Raw genomic sequence first — 22,335 nt, 5'->3', positions numbered from 1 at the left:
CCGTAACCTTTAGCCAGACAAAGGAGAAGGTTATGTCAGAAATCACCTTACAACATCATCGTACAGTGTGGCACTTCGTGCCCGGCCTTGCGCTCAGCGCCGTCGTCACCGGCGTGGCCTTATGGGGCGGCAGTATTCCGGCAGTGGCCGGTGCAGGGTTCAGCGCGTTAACGCTGGCCATTTTGCTCGGCATGGTGGTCGGGAACACCGTTTACCCCCATATCTGGAAATCCTGCGACGGCGGCGTGATTTTCGCCAAGCAACATTTATTACGTCTCGGGATTATCCTTTACGGCTTCCGTCTCACCTTTTCGCAGATTGCGGACGTGGGCGTCAGCGGGATTGCCATTGACGTCCTGACGCTGACCAGCACCTTTTTACTGGCGTGCTTTATCGGTCAGAAAGTGTTTGGCCTGGATAAGCAAACCAGCTGGTTAATCGGCGCAGGCAGCAGCATCTGCGGCGCGGCGGCAGTGCTGGCAACAGAACCCGTCGTTAAAGCCGAAGCCAGTAAAGTGACGGTGGCGGTCGCGACGGTGGTTATCTTCGGTACGCTGGCGATCTTCCTGTATCCGGCCATGTACCCGCTGGTGGCGCACTGGTTTAGCCCGGAAACCTACGGAATCTATATTGGCTCAACCATGCACGAAGTGGCGCAGGTGGTGGCGGCAGGTCACGCCATTAACCCGGAAGCGGAAAACGCGGCGGTCATTGCCAAAATGCTGCGCGTGATGATGCTGGCCCCGTTCCTGATTTTCCTCGCGGCCCGTGTTAAACAGCTGGCACCGGCTGGCGGCAGCGAGAAGAGCAAAATCACCATTCCGTGGTTTGCGATCCTGTTCATCGTGGTCGCTATCTTTAACTCCTTCCACCTGCTGCCAAAAGCGGTAGTGGAGATGCTGGTGACGCTGGATACGGTGTTGCTGGCGATGGCGATGGCGGCGCTGGGGGTGACCACGCACGTCAGCGCGCTGAAAAAAGCCGGTGCAAAGCCGCTGCTGATGGCGCTGGTGCTCTTCATCTGGCTGATTGTTGGCGGCGGTGCGATTAACCTCGCCGTGCACAGCCTGATGGCATAAACCATCTCGTCCTTCTCCTGTTAACCCGCTATCATAAGCGTTTCGGGTTAACAGGAGTTTTTTTATGAAATACGTTGGAGCGCACGTCAGCGCTGCAGGTGGCCTGGCGAATGCAGCCATTCGCGCCGCCGAAATCGAGGCGACCGCTTTCGCCCTGTTCACCAAAAACCAGCGCCAGTGGCGCGCCGCGCCGCTCACCGCTGAGGTCATTGACGATTTCAAAGCCGCCTGTGAAAAATACCATTACGGGCCGGGCCAGATCCTTCCTCACGACAGCTATCTGATTAACCTCGGGCATCCGGTGCAGGAAGCGCTGGATAAGTCCCGCGAGGCGTTCCTTGATGAAGTGCAGCGCTGCGAACAGCTCGGGCTGACGCTGCTGAACTTCCATCCGGGTAGTCATCTGATGCAGATTGATGAAGATGCCTGTCTGGCGCGCATTGCCGAATCCATCAACATGACGCTGGATAAAACCAAAGGCGTCACCGCAGTGATTGAAAACACCGCTGGTCAGGGCAGCAACCTCGGCTTTAGGTTTGAACATCTGGCGGCAATCATTGACGGCGTGGAAGATAAGTCTCGCGTGGGCGTGTGCATTGATACCTGCCACGCGTTTGCCGCCGGGTATGACCTGCGCACAACCGAGGCCACGAAAAATACTTTCGAGGAGTTCGAGCGCGTTGTTGGCTTTAAATATCTTCGCGGTATGCACCTGAACGATGCGAAAAGCGCGTTCGGCAGCCGCGTTGACCGCCACCACAGCCTGGGAGAAGGCAATATCGGTCACGATGCCTTCCGCTTTATTATGCAGGACGCCCGCTTCGACGGTATTCCGATGGTGCTGGAAACCATCAATCCGGATATCTGGGCGGAAGAGATTGCCTGGCTGAAGGCACAGCAAACCGCAGAACAGGCGGCATAAAAAAAGCCGGGTTGCATTAGCACCCGGCTTTTTTATTGCTTACTGCTTACGCTGCTTTTGCCACAACTTCCGCTTCCGGACGTTTCAGCACCGCGTAAGACAGGCCTGCCACCAGCGTACCGGCAACAATCGCCAGCAGATAACCCAGTACCGGGGTGATGGCGCCAGGGATCAGCAGGACGAACAGACCGCCGTGCGGCGCCATCAGCTTCGCGCCAATCGCCATGGAGATGGCGCCCGTTACCGCGCCGCCGACGATACAGCACGGCAGAACACGCATTGGGTCACGCGCCGCGAACGGAATCGCACCTTCGGTGATGAAGCACAGGCCCAGCACCAGCGCCGCTTTACCGCCTTCCTGCTGCGCTTTGTCGAACTTACGACGGGCAATAATCGTCGCCAGGCCAAGCGCCAGCGGTGGCACCATACCGGCCGCCATGATCGCCGCCATCGGCGCGTAAGTCTGGGTACTCAGCAGGCCAACGCCAAAGGCGTATGCCGCTTTGTTCACCGGGCCACCCATGTCGGTACACATCATGCCGCCGAGGATTGCGCCCAGCAGCACCGCGTTCGCCGTGCCCATGGTTTGCAGCCAGTGGGTCAGGCCCGCCAGGATACCCGCAACCGGCTTACCAATCAGGTAGATCATCGCCAGACCGACCACCAGGCTGGAGATGAGCGGAATGATCAGGATTGGCTTCAGCGCCTCCATACTCTGCGGCAGCTTCAGCTTCGAGCTAATCAGCTTCGCGACGTAACCCGCGAGGAAACCGGCGATGATACCGCCAATAAAGCCGGAGCCGGTGCTCACCGCCAGCATACCGCCGATAAGACCCGGGGTCAGACCCGGACGGTCAGCAATGGAGAAGGCGATAAAGCCCGCCAGCACCGGCACCATCAGCGCGAACGCTGAACCGCCGCCGATCTGCATCAGCGCAGCCGCAAGCGTCCCTTCTTCTTTAAATGCCGTAATACCAAACGCGAACGACAGTGCGATACACAGGCCGCCCGCAACCACCATCGGTAGCATGTAGGACACGCCGGTCAGCAGGTGACGGTATGCGCCCGCAGACTCTTTTTTCCCTTCGGTCGGCGTTTTTGCTGCGCCGGTGGCCTGATACGGTTTGGCTTCTGCCAGGGCCTTATCAAACTCCTGCGCGGTCTTTTTCAGCGCCAGGCCGGTAGAGGTGCGGTACATCGGTTTGCCGGCAAATTTCGCCAGATCCACTTCGATATCTGCCGCCACAATCACCAGATCGGCCTCAGCGACCTCTTCCGGCGTAATGGCATTGCCCGCCCCCACGGAGCCACGGGTTTCAACCTTCACCCACCAGCCGCGTTTTTTCGCTTCGGTTTCAATGGCTTCAGCCGCCATAAAGGTGTGCGCCACGCCCGTCGGGCAGGCCGTGACCGCGACAACGCTTTTCGGACCCGAGGCCGCAGCAGGAGCCGCCGCGACAGGCGCGCTGTAGACGGTCGCGTGACCTTTCGCTTCGCTCAGGAACAGTTCCGGGTGTGCCACCGCGCGATTAATATCGCCCAGCCACACTTTTTTGCCGTTCAGCGCGCTGTCAGCGGGAATTTTATCGCCCAGGACAATCGCCAGTTCGGCATCGCCTGGGTTATCAATGATGTCCAGGTGTGCTTTTTGTGCCGCCGCGCCCAGCAGGGTCTTCGCCATGTAGGCGCGAGCCTGTCCGAGACCGGAGTCAATGATCAGCAGCGTTTTCATTATTCCTCTCCTGCTGTTAGTTAAAAGGTTTTAAGTCAACGCGCGCCATCATCGCGGCTAACTGGGTACGATCGGTAATACCGACATTGCTCTGGCTCACGGCCAGGGCTGCAACGGCGGTGGCAAGACGTAACGTATGTTCACTGGATTCACGCATCAGCAGGCCGTAAATCAGGCCGCCAACCATAGAATCCCCTGCGCCAACGGTGCTCACCACTTCCATTGACGGCGGTTTGGCAATCCATTCACCTGAAGCGTTAACCCATAACGCCCCTTCTGCACCCAGCGAGATCACCACGTGAGCAATACCCTGCTCGCGCAGCGCATGGGCGGCCTCAATCACATCTTTTAATTCCGGCAGCTTACGGCCTGCCCAGATCTCCAGCTCGCGGCGGTTTGGCTTCACCAGCCACGGAGAGGCTTTCAGACCCGCCACCAGCGCATCGCGGCTGCTGTCGAAGATAATGCACGGGCACTGGCTGCGCAGGCGCGTCATCCAGTCGGTAAACGCTTCCGGGCTGACGCCGGACGGCAGGCTGCCGCTGACGCACACCATGTCGAACTGGCCCAGCCAGGTCAGGGAGTCGGTCACAAAGCGCTCCCAGTCAGCTGGCGTCACTTCGAAACCGGAGAAGTTAAGATCGGTCACTTCGCCGTCTTTTTCCGTCAGCTTAACGTTGATGCGGGTACGGCCCTGCACAACCTGGAAACGGTTGGCAATGCCCAGCTCGCTGAACAGCTGCTGGAAGCCATCCTGGTTATCTTTACCGAGGAATCCGCCTACGGTGACGTCGATACCGAGATCCTTGAGCACCTTCGCGACGTTAATCCCTTTGCCCGCAGCATGCAGGCCAGTGGTACGCACGAGGTTAACTTCGCCGCGCTCAATTTCCGGGCAAAACCCCACCAGGTCATAAGCCGGGTTCAGCGTAATAGTCGCAACACGTCTGCTCATTATGCGCCCTCCCCCAGACCTGCCGCGATGGCGTCGCCAATTGCTTTCAGCGCCTGTTCAGCATCTGCGCCCTGCGCGGTGAAGCGCAGGCGATGGCCTTTCTTCACGCCCAGCGCGACGACTTTCATCAGGCTACGGCCGTTGGCCGGTTTGCCCGAACCATCCAGGTTGGTCACGGTAATCTCGCTTTCAAATTGTTTAATGGTGTTGACCAGCATGGTGCCCGGACGGGCATGCAGGCCGTGTTCGTTACGCACCACGAACTCGGCGTTCAGCACGTCGTCCGTTAGCGCGTCGTCGCTGGTCAGCAGCGCCAGCACGGTCGCCGCATCAGCGTTCAGCAGTTTTTCAGCTTTATTGTTCAGCAGCAGATCGCCCAGACGCTTCAGCACCGAAACCGGCTGCTCATCGTTCATCGCCACAGTCACCAGCATGGCTGCTGTCTCGCCCTCAACGTCGAACGCGGTGGCGGCGCGGCTCACTGCAATTGCGCTGCGCAGGTTGCCTTCAGCGCTGTCGTTCAGCCAGATGCCCTGGCCGAGATTCAGCGGTTTATCGTTAATCACGCGCGTCACAAAGGTGGCATCAGCGGCACCCGCTTCTTTCAGGCGACCCGCGTTCAGCGCCTGCAGCGTGACCAGATCGGAGGCCACAACATCCAGCGTCAGCGTGTCGTTATCCAGTTTCAGCGCTTCACTCTGTTTTTCGCCCATCAGCAACGCCCGCAGCTCTTCAGCGGTTGTTGCAGACTTCAGCTGTTCAGCCACGGAGTCATCGCTCAGGACATGCGTCAGCTGACGCAGCAGGCCTAAGTGTTCGTCGCTGCTCGCCGCGATACCGATAGCAACATAAGCCACCTGGCCGTCGCCCCAGAGCACGCCCTGCGGGAACTGATAGACCTTAACGCCGGTTTTCAGCACCTGGTCGCGGGTGTCAGTTGTGCCGTGCGGAATGGCAATGCCATTGCCGAGGAAGGTGGAGGTCTGCTGCTCGCGCGCCAGCATACCGTTTACGTAGCCGTCCGCGACGTTACCCGCCTGCACAAGGGCAGCGGCAACCTGACGAATAGCCTCTTCTTTATCCCCGGCCTGAGCGCCCGGGTGAATATCCTGAACAGATAACTGGAACATGGTTCTCCTCTCCTGCTGAAATTGAATCGTTTCAGCTTACATGAGAAAAAATGCGCTAGCCTGCTCCGTTTGTTAAAACAAGATAGCGCTGAAACGTTTCAAAAAGTCTTGCGCTTTCTGCAATGGCTTGCAAGAAATGTCGTATTTCCGATATCAGAATTTAGAGATACTGCACATTTCTTCTGCGTTCAGCTAAATTTTGCTGAACTTCAGCAAACCAGTTTCAGCTAAGTTCAGCCAGGTGGGGAGTAAGTTGAAATGCCATTTTGATTTTTCGTGGGGTAATTGACTTCACCCACTGTTTATTTTTTAACTGACGGCGTAAACTCCGCCCCTCTCTGTTACTCGCTAATTATAAAACATGCATAACACCCCTGCGGCCACCGCGCCGAAGCCCTTTGATTTGACGTCAACGGCGTTCCTGATTGTTGCCTTCTTTACGGGCATCGCCGGTGCGTTGCAAACCCCGACGCTGAGCCTGTTCCTGACCAACGAAGTTCACGCCCGTCCGGCGATGGTTGGCTTCTTTTTTACCGGAAGCGCCATCATCGGCATTCTCGTCAGCCAGTTTCTCGCCGGTCGTTCCGACCGCAAAGGCGATCGTAAAAGCCTGATCGTTTTCTGCTGTCTGCTGGGGGTGCTGGCCTGCGTCCTGTTTGCCTGGAACCGTAACTATTTCATTCTGCTGTTCATCGGCGTTTTTCTGAGCAGCTTTGGCTCAACCGCCAACCCGCAGCTGTTTGCCCTTGCCCGCGAACATGCCGACCATACCGGGCGGGAAGCGGTGATGTTCAGCTCGATATTGCGCGCTCAGGTGTCGCTGGCATGGGTAATTGGCCCGCCGCTGGCCTACGCGCTGGCGATGGGGTTTGGCTTTACGGTGATGTACCTGAGCGCGGCGGTCGCGTTTGTGGCGTGCGGCGCAATGGTATGGTTTTTTCTGCCGTCAATGCGCAAAGAGCCCAAAGTGGCAACGGGCGTGCTGGAAGCGCCGCGTCGTAACCGCCGCGATGCCCTGCTCCTGTTTGTTATCTGCACGCTGATGTGGGGCACCAACAGCCTGTATATCATTAACATGCCGCTGTTTATTATTGATGAGCTACACCTGCCGGAGAAGCTGGCCGGCATTATGATGGGCACCGCCGCGGGTCTTGAGATCCCGACCATGCTGATTGCAGGCTATTATGCGAAGCGTTTTGGAAAGCGTTTTTTAATGCGCATCGCGGCCGTCGCCGGGCTGCTATTCTACGTTGGCATGCTGACGGTCCATACGCCAGCCCTGCTTCTTGCTTTACAGCTGCTGAACGCCGTGTATATCGGCATCCTGGCGGGGATTGGCATGCTCTACTTCCAGGATCTGATGCCGGGGCAGGCAGGTGCCGCCACCACCCTTTATACTAATACCACCCGCGTGGGCTGGATTATTGCGGGCTCGATGGCCGGTATCGTTGCCGAGATCTGGAACTACCACACGGTGTTCTGGATTGCACTGGTGATGTGTACGCTGACGATTGGCTGTCTGGCGAGGATCAAAGACGTTTAAGGCGCAGTGAGCGCTTCCAGCTCCAGCAGCCATGTCATTGCCTGCGCGCGCGTGCTGCCGCACATTTCAGCTGATGGCTGAAGCCCGGAACAGACCTTCGGGCGCAGGGGAGACTCAAAGATCATACACAGGTTGGATTCAGAGAGCTGAACGCAGCGGGTATTGGCGGGCTTGCCTAATGAACCATTATTCTTAGTTTATGATTAACATTGCTGCAGTTCATATCTGATTTAATTAATCTATTCTATGCCACGCTAAGTTGATCGTATTGTATGTTTCCCAGCCTTTATTCGGCTGTAACTTACTAATTTATCGAAATATATCAAGTCAACCTAATCGAACATCAACTCCGTTTGAATCTTAAATTCCAAAACAACATAAAGTTCTTACAACCATGTACCACATTCTTAGTATTTTTAGCATACACAGGAAAAACAGTTTGATTGGAAGCAACAATTTAAGAACTAAAAAAATAACAAAAACAACATTAATCATTTAATCATTTGACAAACAATTAGAAAGCTCAAATAAAATACAAACATTCACACGATGCCGCACAAAACGCAAAAAAATATAAAATTGGAATTGGTTAATTCATTTTTTAAGACTATCAATGAAGGTGGCAAAAACAATCGCCACCTTCTAAGGCATCACTTGTAAATGTCAGCGTTAATAGTCTTATGCTCTTCTTTTCCTTCCTTCGAAGTAATAACGTAGTACTTTCCTCCCTTTTCATCAACCTTTTGCGAAAGATCATCGTCAGACATTGTAAAACCATCTTCACTCACTGATAACGTTCCAATTTTGGTATATTTACTTGCATTTTCCGCATCAATTTCCTCAGCAGCAAATACAGTAGTATTAAACATTACCATAAAACAGCAGAAATATTTTGCGAGTTTCATTCGATTACTCCAAGTATTGTAGTAGTATGTAATTATTTCATAGAAGAAAAATCGGTACTTTAAACTTTACGGGTTACGGGTTACGGGTTACGGGTTACGGGTTAGACCAAACTATTTTTTATTCGACAGAAACTAACACTTGCACAGTATTAGTTTCAGTAATATTAAATTTTAGTTATTAGTACTATTATGTCAAGACGCAGCTAAAAAATTACATTGTATAATCAAAAAATCAGATCGAGATCACACATACTTTGTTTTTTGAATTTCTCTGGAAAAAAATTAGATGTCTGCTACTTTGAATATTTGTATAGGATAAGAATATTTAAAAAGGACGCGATATATCATACATAATACATGGTACAAATTTCACGTTTTTTCTGAATCTTTATAGGCCGTTAACATGCAAATACACCCAATAGCGATAAAAGTAAACATCCTAGCCATTATTTGTCTAATTCTTCCGTTTGGAATAGCTTCTTATGCTGCAGTATCTGAAGCAGAAATAAGTAAGCCGATTTATTCAGAAAACAATGATTCAGTATATTTAAAATTTATAAACAACGACAATTTAAGTGGTGATGAGACTACGCCGAAGTTGTTTGTCTCATTTCCTGACGGTGCTGAACGAGAGGTAGTAGTTGATACTGGCTCTACAGGTTTAGTGATTTCATCTTCAGCAATACCAAATGCAAATAATTTATCAGCTAGACCAGGTAAAATCACGTACAATAGTTCCGGACGTATTATGTTAGGTTCTTGGCTCAATACTACTCTCACAATTGGTGATGGGGAAAAATTCATATCTACGAATATTATCCCAGTATTGGCTGTTAACGAAATCCAGTGCCTTGCTAAGGCAAGAAATTGTAAACCTGAACTAAACCCTGAGCATGTGTCAATGATGGGCATTGGTTTTGATCGAGAAAGTAGCTTGCAGAGCGAAAGCACTCCAAATACAAACCCCCTTTTAAATACAAAATCAGGAAGCAACAATGGATATACACTAACGCGCAACGGCATATATGTTGGAATTAATAAGGATACAGCCAAAGGATTTTCATTTATTAAATTACAACCTTCAAATGAAAATAAACACGAATGGATCGCACCGCCAGCTTGTATCAAAATAACTGGTTGGCAAGGGTATCAATGTGGTACGGTCCTTATTGACACAGGAGTAACAAGTATGTTTTTAACAATACCTAACTATAGTGTTAATGGTGAGCAATTACCTAACGGAACAATATTAAATATTAAACTAGCAGAAGGAATAGAATATGAAATTATTACCGGAGCACACAAAACAAACATTTCTCCCAAAGAGATATTTTTAAACACGACAAGGCAACAAATATTCGTTAATACAGGATTCAATTTTTTAAATAGATATGACATTTTGTATGATTATGAAAATGGTTATTTTGGATATAAAGATAACATATCCCTCCCGTAATTTATCATTTATAAAATAACGACACAAAAATAGGAATAGGAATAGGAATAGGAATAGGAATAGGAATAGGAATGATGGTTAATTAACTCCGTGTTCAAAACATAAGAAAACAGCTGTCATAAATAACGATAAAAAAGAATTCGAGAAGAGCAATCGTATTCAATTAGTAATTATCTCTATTTACCAATATTATATTGTTAATTTACAGTTAAAAAAACACAATAAAAGGTACTAAGCAATTGTTTATGTTCCTTTTCAACAAAGGCTTTTTAATCATAGTCTAAGAGCTCATTTAAGATAGCTTGAGGGTTATTTACAAACCGACGAGTCACAATGTAATGCTCTGTATTCTCTAATTTAATAGATTCAATCCCGTTTTCACTAAAATGCAATATTTTCGAATCTGGATATGACATTAGTATAGGAGAATGGGTTGCTATTATAAATTGTGAATTGCTCTGAGCCAAGCGATGGATATGAGCGAGCGCAGCCATTTGTCTGGTAGGTGATAAAGCTGCCTCAGGTTCATCTAAAATATACAGGCCATTCGGTGCAAAGCGGTTCAATAATAATGACATAAAAGATTCCCCGTGCGATTGTTCGTGAAGGGAACGTCCACCATAGGCTCCTTGCACACCTAAACTATCAATCTCTGTTGCAACATTATAAAAACTTTCAGCTCTGAAAAAGAATCCATCTTTTGGTCGCCTTACTCCTCTTACTAGTCGAATTGCATGATGAAGTGAAGAATGACTTTCATTTGAATGAAAGTTAAAATTACGTGACCCTCCTTCTGCATTATATCCTGCGGCTATTGCAATAGCTTCAACCAAAGTTGATTTTCCACTACCATTTTCTCCCATGAGAAAAGTTACCCGCGGATGCAGATCCAAACAATGAAAATTTTTCAAAGCTGGAATGTTATAGGGGTATTGTTCCCTTTCATAATCTGTGATTCTTTCTTTCTGCAATAACACTGTTCGGAGATATTGTTCAAGAATATGCATGATGTAATACCAAACCATTAGTTTATAATTAGCGAATAAAAATTAAGTAAAGCATAGCTTAAGTTAGTCAACAACAGCTAATAATTAACATCTTAAAACCGATAAAATACTAATCAAACCGATATTGTTAGAACTTAGTCGAGATGAATGTCTAACTAAATTGGCTTTGATATTAGATGTACCCCTATGCATTGGAAGTTCTCAATAAAACATTTCAATCTCTTAGCTAATGTACGCATATAATGATTAATGAAGTACATAAAATACTATTCATTTGTGTCAGAGTACTCTTTAAGTAAATGTGAAATAATAAATGATAATAAAATTAACAAAATCGCTGCAACAAGCATTACATTAACGTGAGAATTTAAAAAGGCATTTTTTGAAGCATGAATTAATTCTTGTCCTTGCCAGCTAGGTAATAAATCTGCAATACTGAACGCCTCACTTAATGATAATGGAGGAGCTTGTTTGATATCAGCAAGAAAATCAACAGACAGATTGGCTGTGAATGAAGCCGACATAATCATTCCGAATAATATGATACCAGTTCCTGCTCCAAGTTCATACGCCATTCCCTCAATTGCTCCAGCTTCCCCCGCTTTCTCTTTTTTTGCGGCATTCATAATTACATATGTAGAGGATATTAGAGCTGCTTCTATACAAAACCCTAATATAATCATTGCAACCCAAACCTCCCATCCATTAGAACTAAAGTCCATAAACGCCATGAAAAAGAAACATAACGAACTTAATAAAACACCATAAAATCCAATTTTTTTAACTCCTAACCATGTAAGTGTGAAACCAACGAAAGGACCAGATATAGAGCTCGCTATAATAAATGGAAATAGAAATAATCCAGCTTGAAAAGGTGATAACCCAAATGCTAATTGTAATTCCTGAGAAACAAAAAATTCGAACCCAACCAGGGTGGCCATAGCGATAAACGCAAGTATTAGCCCCGCTAATATAGGCTTATGTTTGAAGAGCTCAATATCAATCATTGGATGAACATGCTTTATCTGCCTTTTCCAAAATATCATTAGCAAAACTAGTCCCAAAATAATGAATGATAAATACTTTATAAACTCATCAGAAGCCCCTAAGTTTTTAACACCTAACACAATCATTAATATAGAAAACATCAAAAGCAAAGGATCTAGTAAATTAATAATTTTAGAAGTGCCTAATACTTTATATTCCCTAAGACTCCCTAACATAAAAAAAACAATGAAGCAAATAGGGATATTGATAAAAAAGACTGAGTTCCACGAATAATTTTCTATTAAAAGCCCACCTACAAATGGACCGAATGCAGCGCCACCAGTGCCTATAGCGGACCATACGCCGAGTGCAACAGCACGCTCTTTTGGCTTAACGAAAGATAGTCTTAATGCCAAGAGGGTTGCTGGAATGATCATTGCAGCCCCAATGGCCAAAAAAGTTCTTGCGCAAATTAACATGATGGTATTAGAAGATATATATGCTAAACATGATGCAACACAAAATAATAACACGCCAATCAGAGATATCTTTTTGAAACCAATTTTATCTGCTAATACACCCATTGGCAGCAAAAGACATGCCATAACCAACGAATAGATATCTATAATCCATAAAACTTCTTTTGAAGAAGCTTTAAGATCTAAAGCTAAAGATGGCGTTGCAACATGTAGAATAGTAGCATCTAAAGAAACGGGTAGATACATTAAAATAACTGTAATAAGAATAAAATTCTTATGATTAAAAAAAACGTTCTTCTTTTCTAACATAGCATTATCTTTAAAAGTTTATGATATACACATTTTATTAAAAACAATTTTCCCTTGAAGCATCATAAACAAAAAGTTAAAAACTGCAATTAATTGTTATGCAATAATGCATTCGTTTAGCAAGCGTTTAACATTTAATGGTTTTGAATAATAAATTTAATGATAGCATCATAAAACAAAAGTTATAAAATTCACAAGGAGCATTTCACTCGCAAAAATTTTACTTGTAATTTACACAAACTGAAAAAATTTACACAACCTATAAATAATCTATTTAGCTTACAAATTTACATGAACAATAAACAAAACTTAATTTTAATCTTTAGTGAGAACAGCTATTTATCATTGGGTGTATACAATGGAATATCGCGTAGCGATGCATTAGTTTATACAAAAGAGGAGTTTATTGACTTTATAGATATTTTATCTATTTCAACACACTATAAACTAATTGTAATTTATGATAAAAAATATCGTGACTTGATTTCATTAATGTTTAATGAAGCCTCTACGTTTCACTTTCAAAGTGAAACCTTGTCTATAGATAACGTTTTAAGTAGTTTATATGTTGAATCATTTATGAGATATAAAAAACATCATTTCTTAGGATTAAAAGTTCTTTATTACTATTTTTACTTACAGCTTGATTATTATCAGGTTAGTGAAATCTTAAACATTGATTCAAAAAAAATTAGCCGGCATATCATCAGATGTCTTACAACAGTCAATTATAAAGGTAAGAGAAGTTTTTGGTACGATTACTTAAATAATAAGCATTGATATATCTTTAGCAGAGATTAGGATTTGAGTACAAACTCTCTGCTATGCTCGATAATCCATTCCTTAAAAACATTAAGTGCTTCACTATTATGATTAACCCTAGATTTCTGTAAAGTCAGCCAATAACCGCCAAGCGTGGCATAAATTTCAAAAGGTTTTGCTACGGAGCGCTCATTTAATTCTTTTTGAAACATATGATAAGGAACTAATGCTGCATAATCACCTAATTTTACAGCATCTATCATATGTCTGGTAGAATCAAAGATAGGCCCGTTAACAGTCCAAGGGTCGATCCCAGCAGCTTTAAACCAATTATTCCATTCATCCTTTCGATAGGAGCGCAGTAAGCAAACTTTTTTTAAGTCTGATGGAATGCTCAGTTTCTTGGATGTTTCTGGGGAACATAATACTGTATGCGGCGCCTGAAAGAGTAAAATATTTTCCGTATTAATCCAGCCGCCTGATCCAAATCTAATAGATGCATCAATACCTTCTGCAGCAAGATTGACAACGTTATTATGCGTTAAAATTCTAATATCAATCCATGGATTTTCATTAAGGAACTCAGTAATCCGAGGAAGAAGCCAACCTATTGCAAAAGTCCCAACGACAGCAATAGTAAGCACTTCTTTAATCTTACCTTCATGGAATTTATCCATGGCAGAACTCATCATCTGCAAAGCTTCTGTAATCGAAGGCAACAGATGCAAGCCTTCGTCTGTCAACTGTAACCCACGCGGTACTCTTGTAAAAAGGGCCACACCAAGCATCTGTTCAAGTGTTCTTACCTGCTGGCTTACGGCGGCCTGACTTACATGAAGCTCTAGTCCGGCTTTAGTAAAATTTAGATATCTTGCAGAAGCTTCAAAAGCTCGTAATGCATTTAAAGGTAATCTGGCACGCATAGTAACCCAAAGAAAAAGTTATGGCTGTATAAAAATTATATTGCTTCAAAGAAAAAATAACAACTGTATAATCGCCCTCTGTTGAAAGTTAATACCCGCTATGTCCTAGTTAATATAGAAAATTGTATATAAGGTAAAACCATGTCACTTAATGTAAAACCAAGTAGAATAGCCATCTTGTTTAGCTCTTGTTTAGTTTCAATATCATTTTTCTCACAGGCCAATACAAAGGGCATCGATGAGATTAAAAACCTTGAAACAGATTTCAATGGTAGAATTGGTGTCTACGCTTTAGACACTGGCTCAGGTAAATCATTTTCATACAAAGCAAATGAACGATTTCCATTATGTAGTTCTTTCAAAGGTTTTTTAGCTGCTGCTGTATTAAAAGGCTCTCAAGATAATCAACTAAATCTTAATCAGATCGTGAATTACAATACAAGAAGTTTAGAGTTCCATTCACCCATCACAACTAAATATAAAGATAATGGAATGTCATTAGGTGATATGGCTGCTGCCGCTTTACAATATAGCGACAATGGTGCTACTAATATTATTCTTGAACGATATATCGGTGGTCCTGAGGGTATGACTAAATTCATGCGGTCGATTGGAGATAAAGATTTTAGACTCGATCGTTGGGAGTTAGATCTAAACACAGCTATTCCTGGCGATGAACGTGACACATCTACACCTGCAGCAGTAGCTAAGAGCGTGAAAACCCTTGCTCTGGGTAACATACTTAATGAGCGTGAAAAGGAAACCTATCAGACATGGTTAAAGGGTAACACAACCGGTGCAGCACGTATTCGTGCTAGCGTACCAAGCGATTGGGTAGTTGGCGATAAAACTGGTAGTTGCGGAGCATACGGTACGGCAAATGATTATGCGGTAGTCTGGCCAAAGAACCGAGCTCCTCTTATAATTTCTGTATACACTACAAAAAACGAAAAAGAAGCCAAGCATGACGATAAAGTAATCGCAGAAGCTTCAAGAATCGCAATTGATAACCTTAAATAAACCTAACTGTAGCCATCACTTCATTGTGATGGCTTAAATTTCATCATGAAAACAATGAAAATCTTCATCTATTTATCATTAGCTATGAGTAGTTTGTCTACATATGCTCAGTGTGATTTCATCACCAAAAATTCGACAGTGATAGATATCAAAAACAACCTAGAATGGCAGGCTTGCACTTTCGGCATGCAATGGAATAAAGAAAATGGATGTACTGGAGAACCAACTCCCCTTACTTTGAGTGCAGCTTTTGGTGAAGCAACAAAACAAGGGAATGGGTGGAGACTGCCAAGTATCGAGGAATTATCTTTACTATCTTCAAAAAGCTGTCTTAAAAATGACCTTTTCAAATCATATTTTGACATACCCCAAGATAATGGTGAAGGAGCATCGCCTTATTGGAGTTCAACGCAAATTCAAAGCATACCTTACTTGTATTATACATTTGACATGATCAATCATTATATTGATGGCCATAGTATTGAAATGACTTATCCTGTTCGATTTGTCAGAGAAGTAATGGTCGACGATGATTTAATATTATAAAAAAGTTAAATACAAGTTATTGGTTTAAAAAAGGATATGCAGTGTATTTTCGCTACCTAAGTAACTGCATATCCAAATATTATCTACAATCCATTATAAATCGTCCCATTCAGGCAATTGATTTACCACTCTGCGCCATAAATGGTAAATACTCATTGATATACCAAAAAGAATACCGGCCGAGACAGAATACATTAGAAATATTTTAATCTCGAAGATATCAAGTAATAATAGCAAGGCTAACAAAAGCCCACCCCATACAATCGAAAAATACAACCCAAATATTAATGTATTTAGCCATACGGATGCAAATGGAGGTGGCGGGATTTGATAACCTTTTTTCCATAACCTTTTATATAATGGTGGTGCATAGTTTAACTCCCACATGTTTCTTTCCTTCATAAGTGACAATGATTTCTCAAGCTTTTCTTCAAAATGGATTTTATTCATTGTATCCCTTTTTTATTACGCAGTAGTTTTATAAACCAATTATAATTATAGCACTTAATCTCAAAAAATCATTATCGACATTATAATAAAACAGTTTACTAAATAAACCACACAAAGTAAATTTTATCGTGGCACTAAAATCTCATTGTTCAAATACATGTGAACAACACAATATTTCCTTCATCATGGCTTTTAAAGCAGTGTCCTTTTTCTTCATTCAATCTACCTATCACCGCTCAATTACGAAAATCTAAATATGCAAATCCTTCAGATGTTTTTCGTTATTATTTTTTGCAAGAAGTATTCTATTTAACTTTAGTTTAACTATGAACTTGTACTATAAAAATAACAAGAACAGTACATAACCCACTATCACTATATGCTTAAATAGAATGATGAAATTATATGCATTTCTATTTATAAATATATTATCCATGGTCAGCTTGCCTATTCAAGCCAATAACTTAGACTCTGTTGCTATTCATGCAACTGAAAAGTCCCGATGGGCTATAACAGTAGGAGATAAACATTTATTTATAAAAAGTTTTGAATTGATAGTTACACAGCTCAGTAAGGACTCTATAGATTTATCTGAACACTGCTCTAAAGCTTATACAACGGATCAAAACCAATATGACCTTGATTCAGTTGACGAAGTGTTAAGCACTGGTGTTCTTATTTTTTGAAAATCAATTAGAGGAGTAGTTTCATTTTCATCGGATGAAGAACATATTCATAAAGCATTGCTTGTAAGAATTGAATCGCCACGGATAATCTAGACACTTCCGAGCCGTTGATAATACTGATTTTCATATTCTGTCGGTGACATCTGATTGCTCGAACCATGCCGACGCTTACTGTTATAAAACATTTCGATGTAATCAAAAATATCGCTGCGGGCTTCTTCCCGCGTTCCGTAGATCTTTTTCTTTATGCGCTCTCGTTTCAGTAACTGGAAAAAGCTTTCTGCAACCGCGTTATCGTGACAGTTACCGCGACGGCTCATACTCCCTTCCAGGCCGTGTGATTTGAGGAATGACTGCCACTCATGGCTTGTATACTGACTGCCCTGGTCCGAGTGGACCAGCACCTTTCTTTGCGGATTACGCCGCCATACAGCCATCAGCAGTGCGTTCAGGACAATGTCCTTTGTCATCCGGGATTGCATTGACTAGCCGATAATTTTGCGTGAGAACAGGTCAACAACCACGGCCAGATACAGCCAGCCCTCGTGAGTCCTGATGTAGGTTATGTCCGTTACTCAACGCTCATCCGTAGCATCCGGATTGAACTGTCGCTGGAGCTTGTTGGGCGACACGATACTGGCCTCGCCTTTGTGTGCCCGCGGGCTCCGGTACCCGACCTGGGCCTTTATCCCGACACGCATCATCAGTCACCAGACTCTGTTCACTACGCACTGTTGCCCGCTATCCCGCAAGTCCACATGGATCTTGCAATAACCATAAACGCAACCGGACTCCAGCCAGAACTGTTTAATCTGTCTCGTCAGTCTCAGATCTACCTGGTGGCGCTTAGAATGCGGCTGCTGAAGCCAGGCGTAAAAGCCACTGGGATGAACATCCAGCATCCGACAGAGCAGACGAACAGGCCAGCAACTGCTGTTGTCACGGATAAAGGCGTACCTCCGTCGGACAGCTTTGCGAAGTACGCCGCGGCTTTTTTTAATATGTCCCGTTCGTCGGTAACCCGCTTCAGCTCCTTCTGGAGCCGGCGGATTTCGGCCTGAGCATCTGACTGTTCTTTATTAGTGGATGAGTCCGGACCGTACTTCTTTATCCAGGCGTAAAGGCTGTGGGTGGTGATATCGAGACGTGTTGCAACGCTGGCAACTGAATAACCGCGACCTACAACCTGTTTGACTGCTTCAATTTTAAACTCTTCGGGATAACGCTTACCGCTCATGGGCACCTCTCTTTAAGCCATCTTAAATGACTCGGAGGTGTCTGTTAAAGCCGTGGCGATTCAGTTGGATCCAAAAATCTTACATAAATTATCGTTAGATAACCGAACACACCTTACATTTGCAGGCTTGCCTAACATATAATTATTCACTGTTTAAAATTCACATTCCTGCTGTTAGCATCAGGTCTATCTGATCAATCAATACCATCCGAAGGGAATCACACTCAATGAAACCCAAGCTGTATTCGTACGTGCGTTTTTCATCTATGAAACAACGGGAAGGTAACTCCCTGGAGCGTCAGCAAGATACCGCTCTAAAAATTGCGGCCCGTTATAATCTCGAACTTGATACAACGGCTTTCCACGATCTCGGCATGTCTGCGTTCAAAGGAAAAAATGCTCATGAAGGGAAGTTATCGGAGTTCATCAAGCAGATTGGGGCTAAGGTTCCCGTTGGCTCGTGGTTAGTCGTCGAAAATCTTGACCGCATTAGTCGTGATGATGCCTGGAGCGCTTTGGATATATTCAAGAACATACTTAGCAGGGGGATAGTCGTTGTTACTGGCATGGATGAAAAGGTCTATAAGTACGCGGACGTAAAGAATAATCCAACCGATTTAATCATTTCATTGTTGATGTTCACACGCGCCCACGACGAGTCGTTGACAAAAAAGAATCGAGTTGAAGCCCAGGCCCGTTCGTTGATACGACACAACCTGACAAGAGAATCGGGAACACCAGCAAAAGCAATAGAATCCGTCGGTCAGAATGTTTGGTGGGTAGATACAAAATCAGGATACGTTACTCCACATCCTCTATATTTTACCGCAGCTCAGAAGATTATCGAACTTAAACAAAACGGTGAAACTCTTCTTGGAATCCAACGATATCTTAACGAACATTACCCTGCCCCTAAAAAGAGGGTTTATAAAGACCAGACAGGTCAAGCGCTGACACCCAAAACTGAACAATGGGGTAAACATTTGATCAGGACATTTTTGAACCCCACTGTTCACGGACAAAAAACCTTTACGCTGGATAAACGCGATGAATCAGGTGTCATCATATACGATTCCGAATCAGATGAGCCGTTAAAAGAAACATTCATTATCCCTGATTACTACCCTGCTCTTATGTCGGAGGTGGACTACTTGACACTTTCGAAATTAGATCGACACCGCGCCATTACTCGTAATTCATCAAAATATCCAGCAGGTAATCCTGAACCAGAAATCCCGCTACTCTCAGGTATCGGTATTCTTTTTTGCGGAAAATGTGGTTCTTTCATGTTCAAATCTGGTTCAAGTGAAAACAAGTACCGTTATATATGTGGTTCAAAAATCGTTCAGGGTAAACCTTGCGGTAAAAAAGGTTTTACGTCATACCAGCTTGAGCACACTGTTTTGCAACTAATCGCTGATCACGTCTGGAACAACCACCAAGAAGATAAAACGGCTTGGTACGAATCTGAGATTGAAAAGGCATCTGAAACTGTTAAAAAGCTGCTAAAGCTGGCAACTTTGATAGATGACCTCGAAGAATTGGCAGATCAGATTAATGCCAATAAACAGAAAAAAATAACGCTTGAGCGAGAATATCAACAGTACAAAATCAGCCGCTCAGAAATTCAAACTACTGGCTGGGATCAATTCCGAAATTTCGATGTTCATGACACTAAAAACCCTGATCGTAAGCGAATTAGGCTGAAGATAAAGCAAGCTATCAAACGTATTGATTGCTATGACATTGATGGGCGGTATGGTCATTTTGAAGTAACCTTCGCCGACGAGACAAAACAGAGAATCGTGATTAAGTTCAATCGAAACCGATCACCTGGTGTTTCGTATGTAGAAGCACAGACAGTAAATGATCATGACTTACTAAAAATGCAAGGACTTGTGTTGCACTCCTTTATTGATGAACTGATTTCACCTGAAAAATTTGCACAGCATATTAAGGACAAGCATGAAGTCAGCATTCTAAACCCGACGTTTATAACCAAGCTGGAGGATGGTGTAAACCAAAACGAAGGTAATGGATTGGCTATCAAGGTAGCTAGCACTACAAGTAAATCGTATGTAACTGTCAACGGTATTAAATACGAGATTAACTCGCTGGAAGACTTAGAAAAACTGTTACAGTAAATCACTCTCCCCTTGCATACCTATCAAGGGGAAGCCTACCAACGCCCCCAATAGCCATGTCTCCGTTTCCGTTACATCAAAGCAATCTCGGAATTATACACACCTCAATCGATCGTTTTTATAGATCAATTTTACTTTATTGATAGATTTTATAGATCAATGTAAGATCATGATTCTTCGAGTAGTGTTTCTCACTAGCAAGACTCACGGGATGGTGATCTGCCCCCGATGGAGTGCAATAGAAAGAAGGTATCCAGAATGACTACCCTTATAAAAACGTTAAAAATCATGGCATCAGGCGTTGTTCTCATTTCAGCTATAACCGCCGCCTCCAGTACCGTCTATTTCTTGCCAGAGGCGAAATCAGCAGGTGTCGCCAGCAACGACAAAAACGCCCTGATGTTTCTCGGAATGGACAGGGATGTAAATCTGAAGGGAATATGCTTCGCGATAACAAAGCAATCATCTTCGATCGTGCCGCTGGTAGATATCACTGCTACAACTGATAACGGCAGATTCACGATGCACGGACTACGCCCAAAGAATAACGACGATACGAAGGAATTAGTCTGTTCACTTGGTTCAGAAGCTGGGGATTTCTTGACTGGCATTGCGAAGTCAACCACCGTCAACGTGAAACTAGATTTCAATGGCGAGATCCGCAGTTACAGTTTCAACACTACAGAGTTCAGAAAAATACTGACTGCCAATGGTCAAGGTGTGTGGGACAAAGCAGCTAAAGACTACGCTCAGGGAGTTCGCGCCCCCATTTTCTATAATAACAACCGCGAAGCCACCAAAAACAATGCAGTAACCTCAAATGCCGATACACACAGTTATAAAGCAAGCGATGAGAAACTAAATTCGGTCTGGAAAAACCTTAGCCCTGAAACTAGAAAACGATTACTCCCTTCCCAAAGAGAATGGATAAAGCAAAAATCCGGTTGCAATAATGAACAGAAATGTCTTACCGACATGACGAATAACCGTATTCTTGAACTAGAGTCTGAAAATGAAAAATAATGCACTGACTTTGGTTTTAAAAAACGACTGGATAACTTCGTCTTCTAGTCAAACCTATAACGGGAAATACATGGTTGGACATTTTCACTTGACAGATACGTTTATCGTTGAATATATGAAGCTGATACATGGAGTCGAAATACCTGTTTCATGGATAAGCAGCTGCTTCACTAATACATCAGATACCAATACCCGTAAGGTTATGTATATGGAAGGCTGCGGTATGTTATCTAACGATACAATGAATGAGATCCGTAATGCAGTTAAGTCCCCAACTGACAACGTGAAAATATACCGCAATGGGGAACATATTGTTAAGATAGAAGTTATGGAAAAGCAAAATGAGAGCACACTCTAAACGTCACTTTAAAAAATCGATTGCAACTGTCGCCATCTCCTTCGGGCTTTATGTGTTGAACGGATTATTAATAACACCATGCCAAGCCAGTACATCCGAATCAATACAGGTATCAAACGAAGGCTCAACTTATTTTCAACAAAAACAACAACCATCCAAACCATCAATAATCGATATACTTCCAAGGGCGTATACTACCGGGGAGGTTTATGCGCGGTTTAAAGAACACGAATTCAGGGCAACGAATGATTTCAAGAAGTGTCGTTTGATGGTGATTGGTAAAATTAAAAGCATCGGTACAGCTACTTTCAGCAAAAAACCGTTAGTAACGTTATATGTCCCTGATTCGAATGAAGGATTAAAATTCATTTTCGAAAATACGGATTATGATAACGATAAAGTTTCTGCGTTAAACGTGGGAGATACTGTGATTATTGCCGGAAGGAATGCACGCCCTGGAACATTTGAAGGTATTTTTTTAGATGGCTCGCAAATCATGACGGGTATGATTTCAAAGAAGAAAAGGCAAATGCTGGCTGTAAATGGTGGAGTCTATGACCGGGAAATTTGCCATAAGTAACGTTCTATAGGATTTTCAAATGCAGGGGCGAATCCCCCCTGCATTACTTGCCAACGGATTAAGTTATTTAATCAATACATGTTCTGCTGTTTAGGATTCGAT

20 protein-coding genes and 2 pseudogenes are annotated in these 22,335 nt (G+C 44.2%); 12 read left to right on the top strand and 10 right to left on the bottom strand.

The features are described 5' to 3' along the window. Window positions 1-32: 32 nt before the first annotated feature. Together APT89_RS00870 and nfo are read left to right on the top strand one after the other, a co-directional pair. The gene (locus APT89_RS00870) at window positions 33-1,079 is read left to right on the top strand and encodes a YeiH family protein (RefSeq protein WP_028013867.1); all 1,047 of its coding nucleotides are present in this window, start codon (window positions 33-35) and stop codon (window positions 1,077-1,079) included. Between the two features lie 64 nt (window positions 1,080-1,143). After that, window positions 1,144-2,001 (top strand): deoxyribonuclease IV, encoded by an 858-nt coding sequence (gene nfo, locus APT89_RS00865; RefSeq protein ID WP_041909003.1) that lies wholly within the window; start codon window positions 1,144-1,146, stop codon window positions 1,999-2,001. Between the two features lie 46 nt (window positions 2,002-2,047). Here nfo and fruA read toward each other — a convergent pair whose 3' ends face one another. The 3 genes from fruA to fruB are packed head-to-tail and all read right to left on the bottom strand — an operon-like array spanning window position 2,048 to window position 5,818. After that, entirely contained in the window at window positions 2,048-3,733 is a 1,686-nt protein-coding gene (gene fruA, locus APT89_RS00860; protein ID WP_060571607.1) for a PTS fructose transporter subunit IIBC, read from the bottom strand. 16 nt (window positions 3,734-3,749) lie between these two features. Beyond that, on the bottom strand, window positions 3,750-4,688 hold the full coding sequence (fruK, locus tag APT89_RS00855; protein ID WP_010433510.1) for a 1-phosphofructokinase: 939 nt from the start codon (window positions 4,686-4,688) through the stop codon (window positions 3,750-3,752). Beyond that, window positions 4,688-5,818, bottom strand: coding sequence for a fused PTS fructose transporter subunit IIA/HPr protein (fruB, locus tag APT89_RS00850; protein ID WP_028013870.1), 1,131 nt, complete (start codon window positions 5,816-5,818; stop codon window positions 4,688-4,690). The genes fruK and fruB overlap by 1 nt, the downstream gene beginning before the upstream one ends. A gap of 361 nt (window positions 5,819-6,179) precedes the next feature. Between fruB and setB the strand changes: the two genes are divergently transcribed. Next, window positions 6,180-7,361, top strand: a complete 1,182-nt coding sequence (gene setB, locus APT89_RS00840; protein WP_045259727.1) for a sugar efflux transporter SetB — start codon at window positions 6,180-6,182, stop codon at window positions 7,359-7,361. Here the strand turns inward: setB and APT89_RS23055 are convergent. Further along, window positions 7,358-7,537 (bottom strand): annotated as a pseudogene (locus APT89_RS23055) (Fe-S-cluster oxidoreductase); the annotation flags it as partial. The gene setB and the pseudogene APT89_RS23055 sit on opposite strands and share 4 nt — an antisense overlap. A gap of 474 nt (window positions 7,538-8,011) precedes the next feature. Beyond that, window positions 8,012-8,266, bottom strand: a complete 255-nt coding sequence (locus APT89_RS00835) for a DUF1471 domain-containing protein (protein WP_060571606.1) — start codon at window positions 8,264-8,266, stop codon at window positions 8,012-8,014. Between the two features lie 403 nt (window positions 8,267-8,669). On the opposite strand from APT89_RS00835, the gene APT89_RS24310 reads away from it, so the two are divergent. Beyond that, window positions 8,670-9,722: a hypothetical protein gene (locus APT89_RS24310; protein ID WP_131728582.1), complete on the top strand. Its 1,053-nt coding sequence runs from the start codon at window positions 8,670-8,672 to the stop codon at window positions 9,720-9,722. Window positions 9,723-9,991: 269 nt separating this feature from the next. On the opposite strand, the gene APT89_RS23045 is transcribed toward APT89_RS24310, so the two are convergent. Continuing rightward, complete coding sequence (locus tag APT89_RS23045) at window positions 9,992-10,729, bottom strand: AAA family ATPase (RefSeq protein ID WP_072201641.1); 738 nt, start codon at window positions 10,727-10,729, stop codon at window positions 9,992-9,994. Window positions 10,730-10,995: 266 nt separating this feature from the next. Next, complete coding sequence (locus APT89_RS00825; RefSeq protein ID WP_060571604.1) at window positions 10,996-12,504, bottom strand: MFS transporter; 1,509 nt, start codon at window positions 12,502-12,504, stop codon at window positions 10,996-10,998. A 291-nt stretch (window positions 12,505-12,795) separates the two neighbouring features. Here APT89_RS00825 and APT89_RS24305 point away from each other — a divergent pair, with 291 nt between their 5' ends. After that, window positions 12,796-13,284 carry a hypothetical protein gene (locus APT89_RS24305; protein WP_131728581.1) on the top strand — a complete coding sequence of 163 codons (489 nt, stop codon included), beginning with the start codon at window positions 12,796-12,798 and terminating at the stop codon, window positions 13,282-13,284. Between the two features lie 17 nt (window positions 13,285-13,301). On the opposite strand, the gene imiR is transcribed toward APT89_RS24305, so the two are convergent. Next, on the bottom strand, window positions 13,302-14,189 hold the full coding sequence (gene imiR / locus APT89_RS00820; RefSeq protein ID WP_060571603.1) for a LysR family transcriptional regulator ImiR/NmcR: 888 nt from the start codon (window positions 14,187-14,189) through the stop codon (window positions 13,302-13,304). Window positions 14,190-14,330: 141 nt separating this feature from the next. Between imiR and APT89_RS00815 the strand changes: the two genes are divergently transcribed. Continuing rightward, a complete protein-coding gene (locus APT89_RS00815) occupies window positions 14,331-15,209 on the top strand; it encodes a carbapenem-hydrolyzing class A beta-lactamase IMI-9 (protein WP_060571602.1) in 879 nt (292 codons plus the stop codon). A 45-nt stretch (window positions 15,210-15,254) separates the two neighbouring features. Continuing rightward, on the top strand, window positions 15,255-15,755 hold the full coding sequence (locus APT89_RS23040) for an Lcl domain-containing protein (RefSeq protein ID WP_082632936.1): 501 nt from the start codon (window positions 15,255-15,257) through the stop codon (window positions 15,753-15,755). 93 nt (window positions 15,756-15,848) lie between these two features. Here APT89_RS23040 and APT89_RS00810 read toward each other — a convergent pair whose 3' ends face one another. After that, window positions 15,849-16,205, bottom strand: a complete 357-nt coding sequence (locus APT89_RS00810) for a DUF6404 family protein (RefSeq protein WP_060571601.1) — start codon at window positions 16,203-16,205, stop codon at window positions 15,849-15,851. 392 nt (window positions 16,206-16,597) lie between these two features. Between APT89_RS00810 and APT89_RS23035 the strand changes: the two genes are divergently transcribed. After that, the gene (locus APT89_RS23035; protein WP_082632935.1) at window positions 16,598-16,891 is read left to right on the top strand and encodes a DUF4354 family protein; all 294 of its coding nucleotides are present in this window, start codon (window positions 16,598-16,600) and stop codon (window positions 16,889-16,891) included. Window positions 16,892-16,980: 89 nt separating this feature from the next. Here APT89_RS23035 and APT89_RS23760 read toward each other — a convergent pair. Further along, window positions 16,981-18,128, bottom strand: a pseudogene (locus APT89_RS23760) (IS3 family transposase). Window positions 18,129-18,355: 227 nt separating this feature from the next. Here APT89_RS23760 and APT89_RS00795 point away from each other — a divergent pair. The 4 genes from APT89_RS00795 (at window position 18,356) to APT89_RS00775 (ending at window position 22,233) form a co-directional block, all read left to right on the top strand. Then, window positions 18,356-20,272: a recombinase family protein gene (locus tag APT89_RS00795; RefSeq protein WP_060571600.1), complete on the top strand. Its 1,917-nt coding sequence runs from the start codon at window positions 18,356-18,358 to the stop codon at window positions 20,270-20,272. Between the two features lie 258 nt (window positions 20,273-20,530). After that, window positions 20,531-21,295 (top strand): lysozyme inhibitor LprI family protein, encoded by a 765-nt coding sequence (locus APT89_RS00785; RefSeq protein ID WP_192841519.1) that lies wholly within the window; start codon window positions 20,531-20,533, stop codon window positions 21,293-21,295. Further along, window positions 21,285-21,653, top strand: a complete 369-nt coding sequence (locus APT89_RS00780) for a hypothetical protein (protein WP_060571599.1) — start codon at window positions 21,285-21,287, stop codon at window positions 21,651-21,653. The genes APT89_RS00785 and APT89_RS00780 overlap by 11 nt, the downstream gene beginning before the upstream one ends. Further along, window positions 21,637-22,233 carry a hypothetical protein gene (locus APT89_RS00775; protein WP_060571598.1) on the top strand — a complete coding sequence of 199 codons (597 nt, stop codon included), beginning with the start codon at window positions 21,637-21,639 and terminating at the stop codon, window positions 22,231-22,233. Before APT89_RS00780 ends, APT89_RS00775 begins: the two co-directional genes overlap by 17 nt. Window positions 22,234-22,335: the final 102 nt, after the last annotated feature.

The sequence above is a fragment of the Enterobacter sp. 50588862 genome (assembly GCF_001462935.1).
GTDB classification, from domain to species: Bacteria; Pseudomonadota; Gammaproteobacteria; order Enterobacterales; family Enterobacteriaceae; genus Enterobacter; species Enterobacter bugandensis.
This window is presented reverse-complemented; position numbering and strand designations above follow the sequence as displayed.

Excerpts from the sequence above, each read along its gene's own strand:
- APT89_RS00870 (WP_028013867.1), top strand. The coding sequence starts at position 33 with ATGTCAGAAATCACCTTACAACATCATCGTACAGTGTGGCACTTCGTG.
- nfo (WP_041909003.1), top strand. The coding sequence starts at position 1,144 with ATGAAATACGTTGGAGCGCACGTCAGCGCTGCAGGTGGCCTGGCGAAT.
- fruA (WP_060571607.1), bottom strand. The coding sequence starts at position 3,733 with ATGAAAACGCTGCTGATCATTGACTCCGGTCTCGGACAGGCTCGCGCC.
- fruK (WP_010433510.1), bottom strand. The coding sequence starts at position 4,688 with ATGAGCAGACGTGTTGCGACTATTACGCTGAACCCGGCTTATGACCTG.
- fruB (WP_028013870.1), bottom strand. The coding sequence starts at position 5,818 with ATGTTCCAGTTATCTGTTCAGGATATTCACCCGGGCGCTCAGGCCGGG.
- setB (WP_045259727.1), top strand. The coding sequence starts at position 6,180 with ATGCATAACACCCCTGCGGCCACCGCGCCGAAGCCCTTTGATTTGACG.
- APT89_RS00835 (WP_060571606.1), bottom strand. The coding sequence starts at position 8,266 with ATGAAACTCGCAAAATATTTCTGCTGTTTTATGGTAATGTTTAATACT.
- APT89_RS24310 (WP_131728582.1), top strand. The coding sequence starts at position 8,670 with ATGCAAATACACCCAATAGCGATAAAAGTAAACATCCTAGCCATTATT.
- APT89_RS23045 (WP_072201641.1), bottom strand. The coding sequence starts at position 10,729 with ATGCATATTCTTGAACAATATCTCCGAACAGTGTTATTGCAGAAAGAA.
- APT89_RS00825 (WP_060571604.1), bottom strand. The coding sequence starts at position 12,504 with ATGTTAGAAAAGAAGAACGTTTTTTTTAATCATAAGAATTTTATTCTT.
- APT89_RS24305 (WP_131728581.1), top strand. The coding sequence starts at position 12,796 with ATGAACAATAAACAAAACTTAATTTTAATCTTTAGTGAGAACAGCTAT.
- imiR (WP_060571603.1), bottom strand. The coding sequence starts at position 14,189 with ATGCGTGCCAGATTACCTTTAAATGCATTACGAGCTTTTGAAGCTTCT.
- APT89_RS00815 (WP_060571602.1), top strand. The coding sequence starts at position 14,331 with ATGTCACTTAATGTAAAACCAAGTAGAATAGCCATCTTGTTTAGCTCT.
- APT89_RS23040 (WP_082632936.1), top strand. The coding sequence starts at position 15,255 with ATGAAAACAATGAAAATCTTCATCTATTTATCATTAGCTATGAGTAGT.
- APT89_RS00810 (WP_060571601.1), bottom strand. The coding sequence starts at position 16,205 with ATGAATAAAATCCATTTTGAAGAAAAGCTTGAGAAATCATTGTCACTT.
- APT89_RS23035 (WP_082632935.1), top strand. The coding sequence starts at position 16,598 with ATGATGAAATTATATGCATTTCTATTTATAAATATATTATCCATGGTC.
- APT89_RS00795 (WP_060571600.1), top strand. The coding sequence starts at position 18,356 with ATGAAACCCAAGCTGTATTCGTACGTGCGTTTTTCATCTATGAAACAA.
- APT89_RS00785 (WP_192841519.1), top strand. The coding sequence starts at position 20,531 with ATGACTACCCTTATAAAAACGTTAAAAATCATGGCATCAGGCGTTGTT.
- APT89_RS00780 (WP_060571599.1), top strand. The coding sequence starts at position 21,285 with ATGAAAAATAATGCACTGACTTTGGTTTTAAAAAACGACTGGATAACT.
- APT89_RS00775 (WP_060571598.1), top strand. The coding sequence starts at position 21,637 with ATGAGAGCACACTCTAAACGTCACTTTAAAAAATCGATTGCAACTGTC.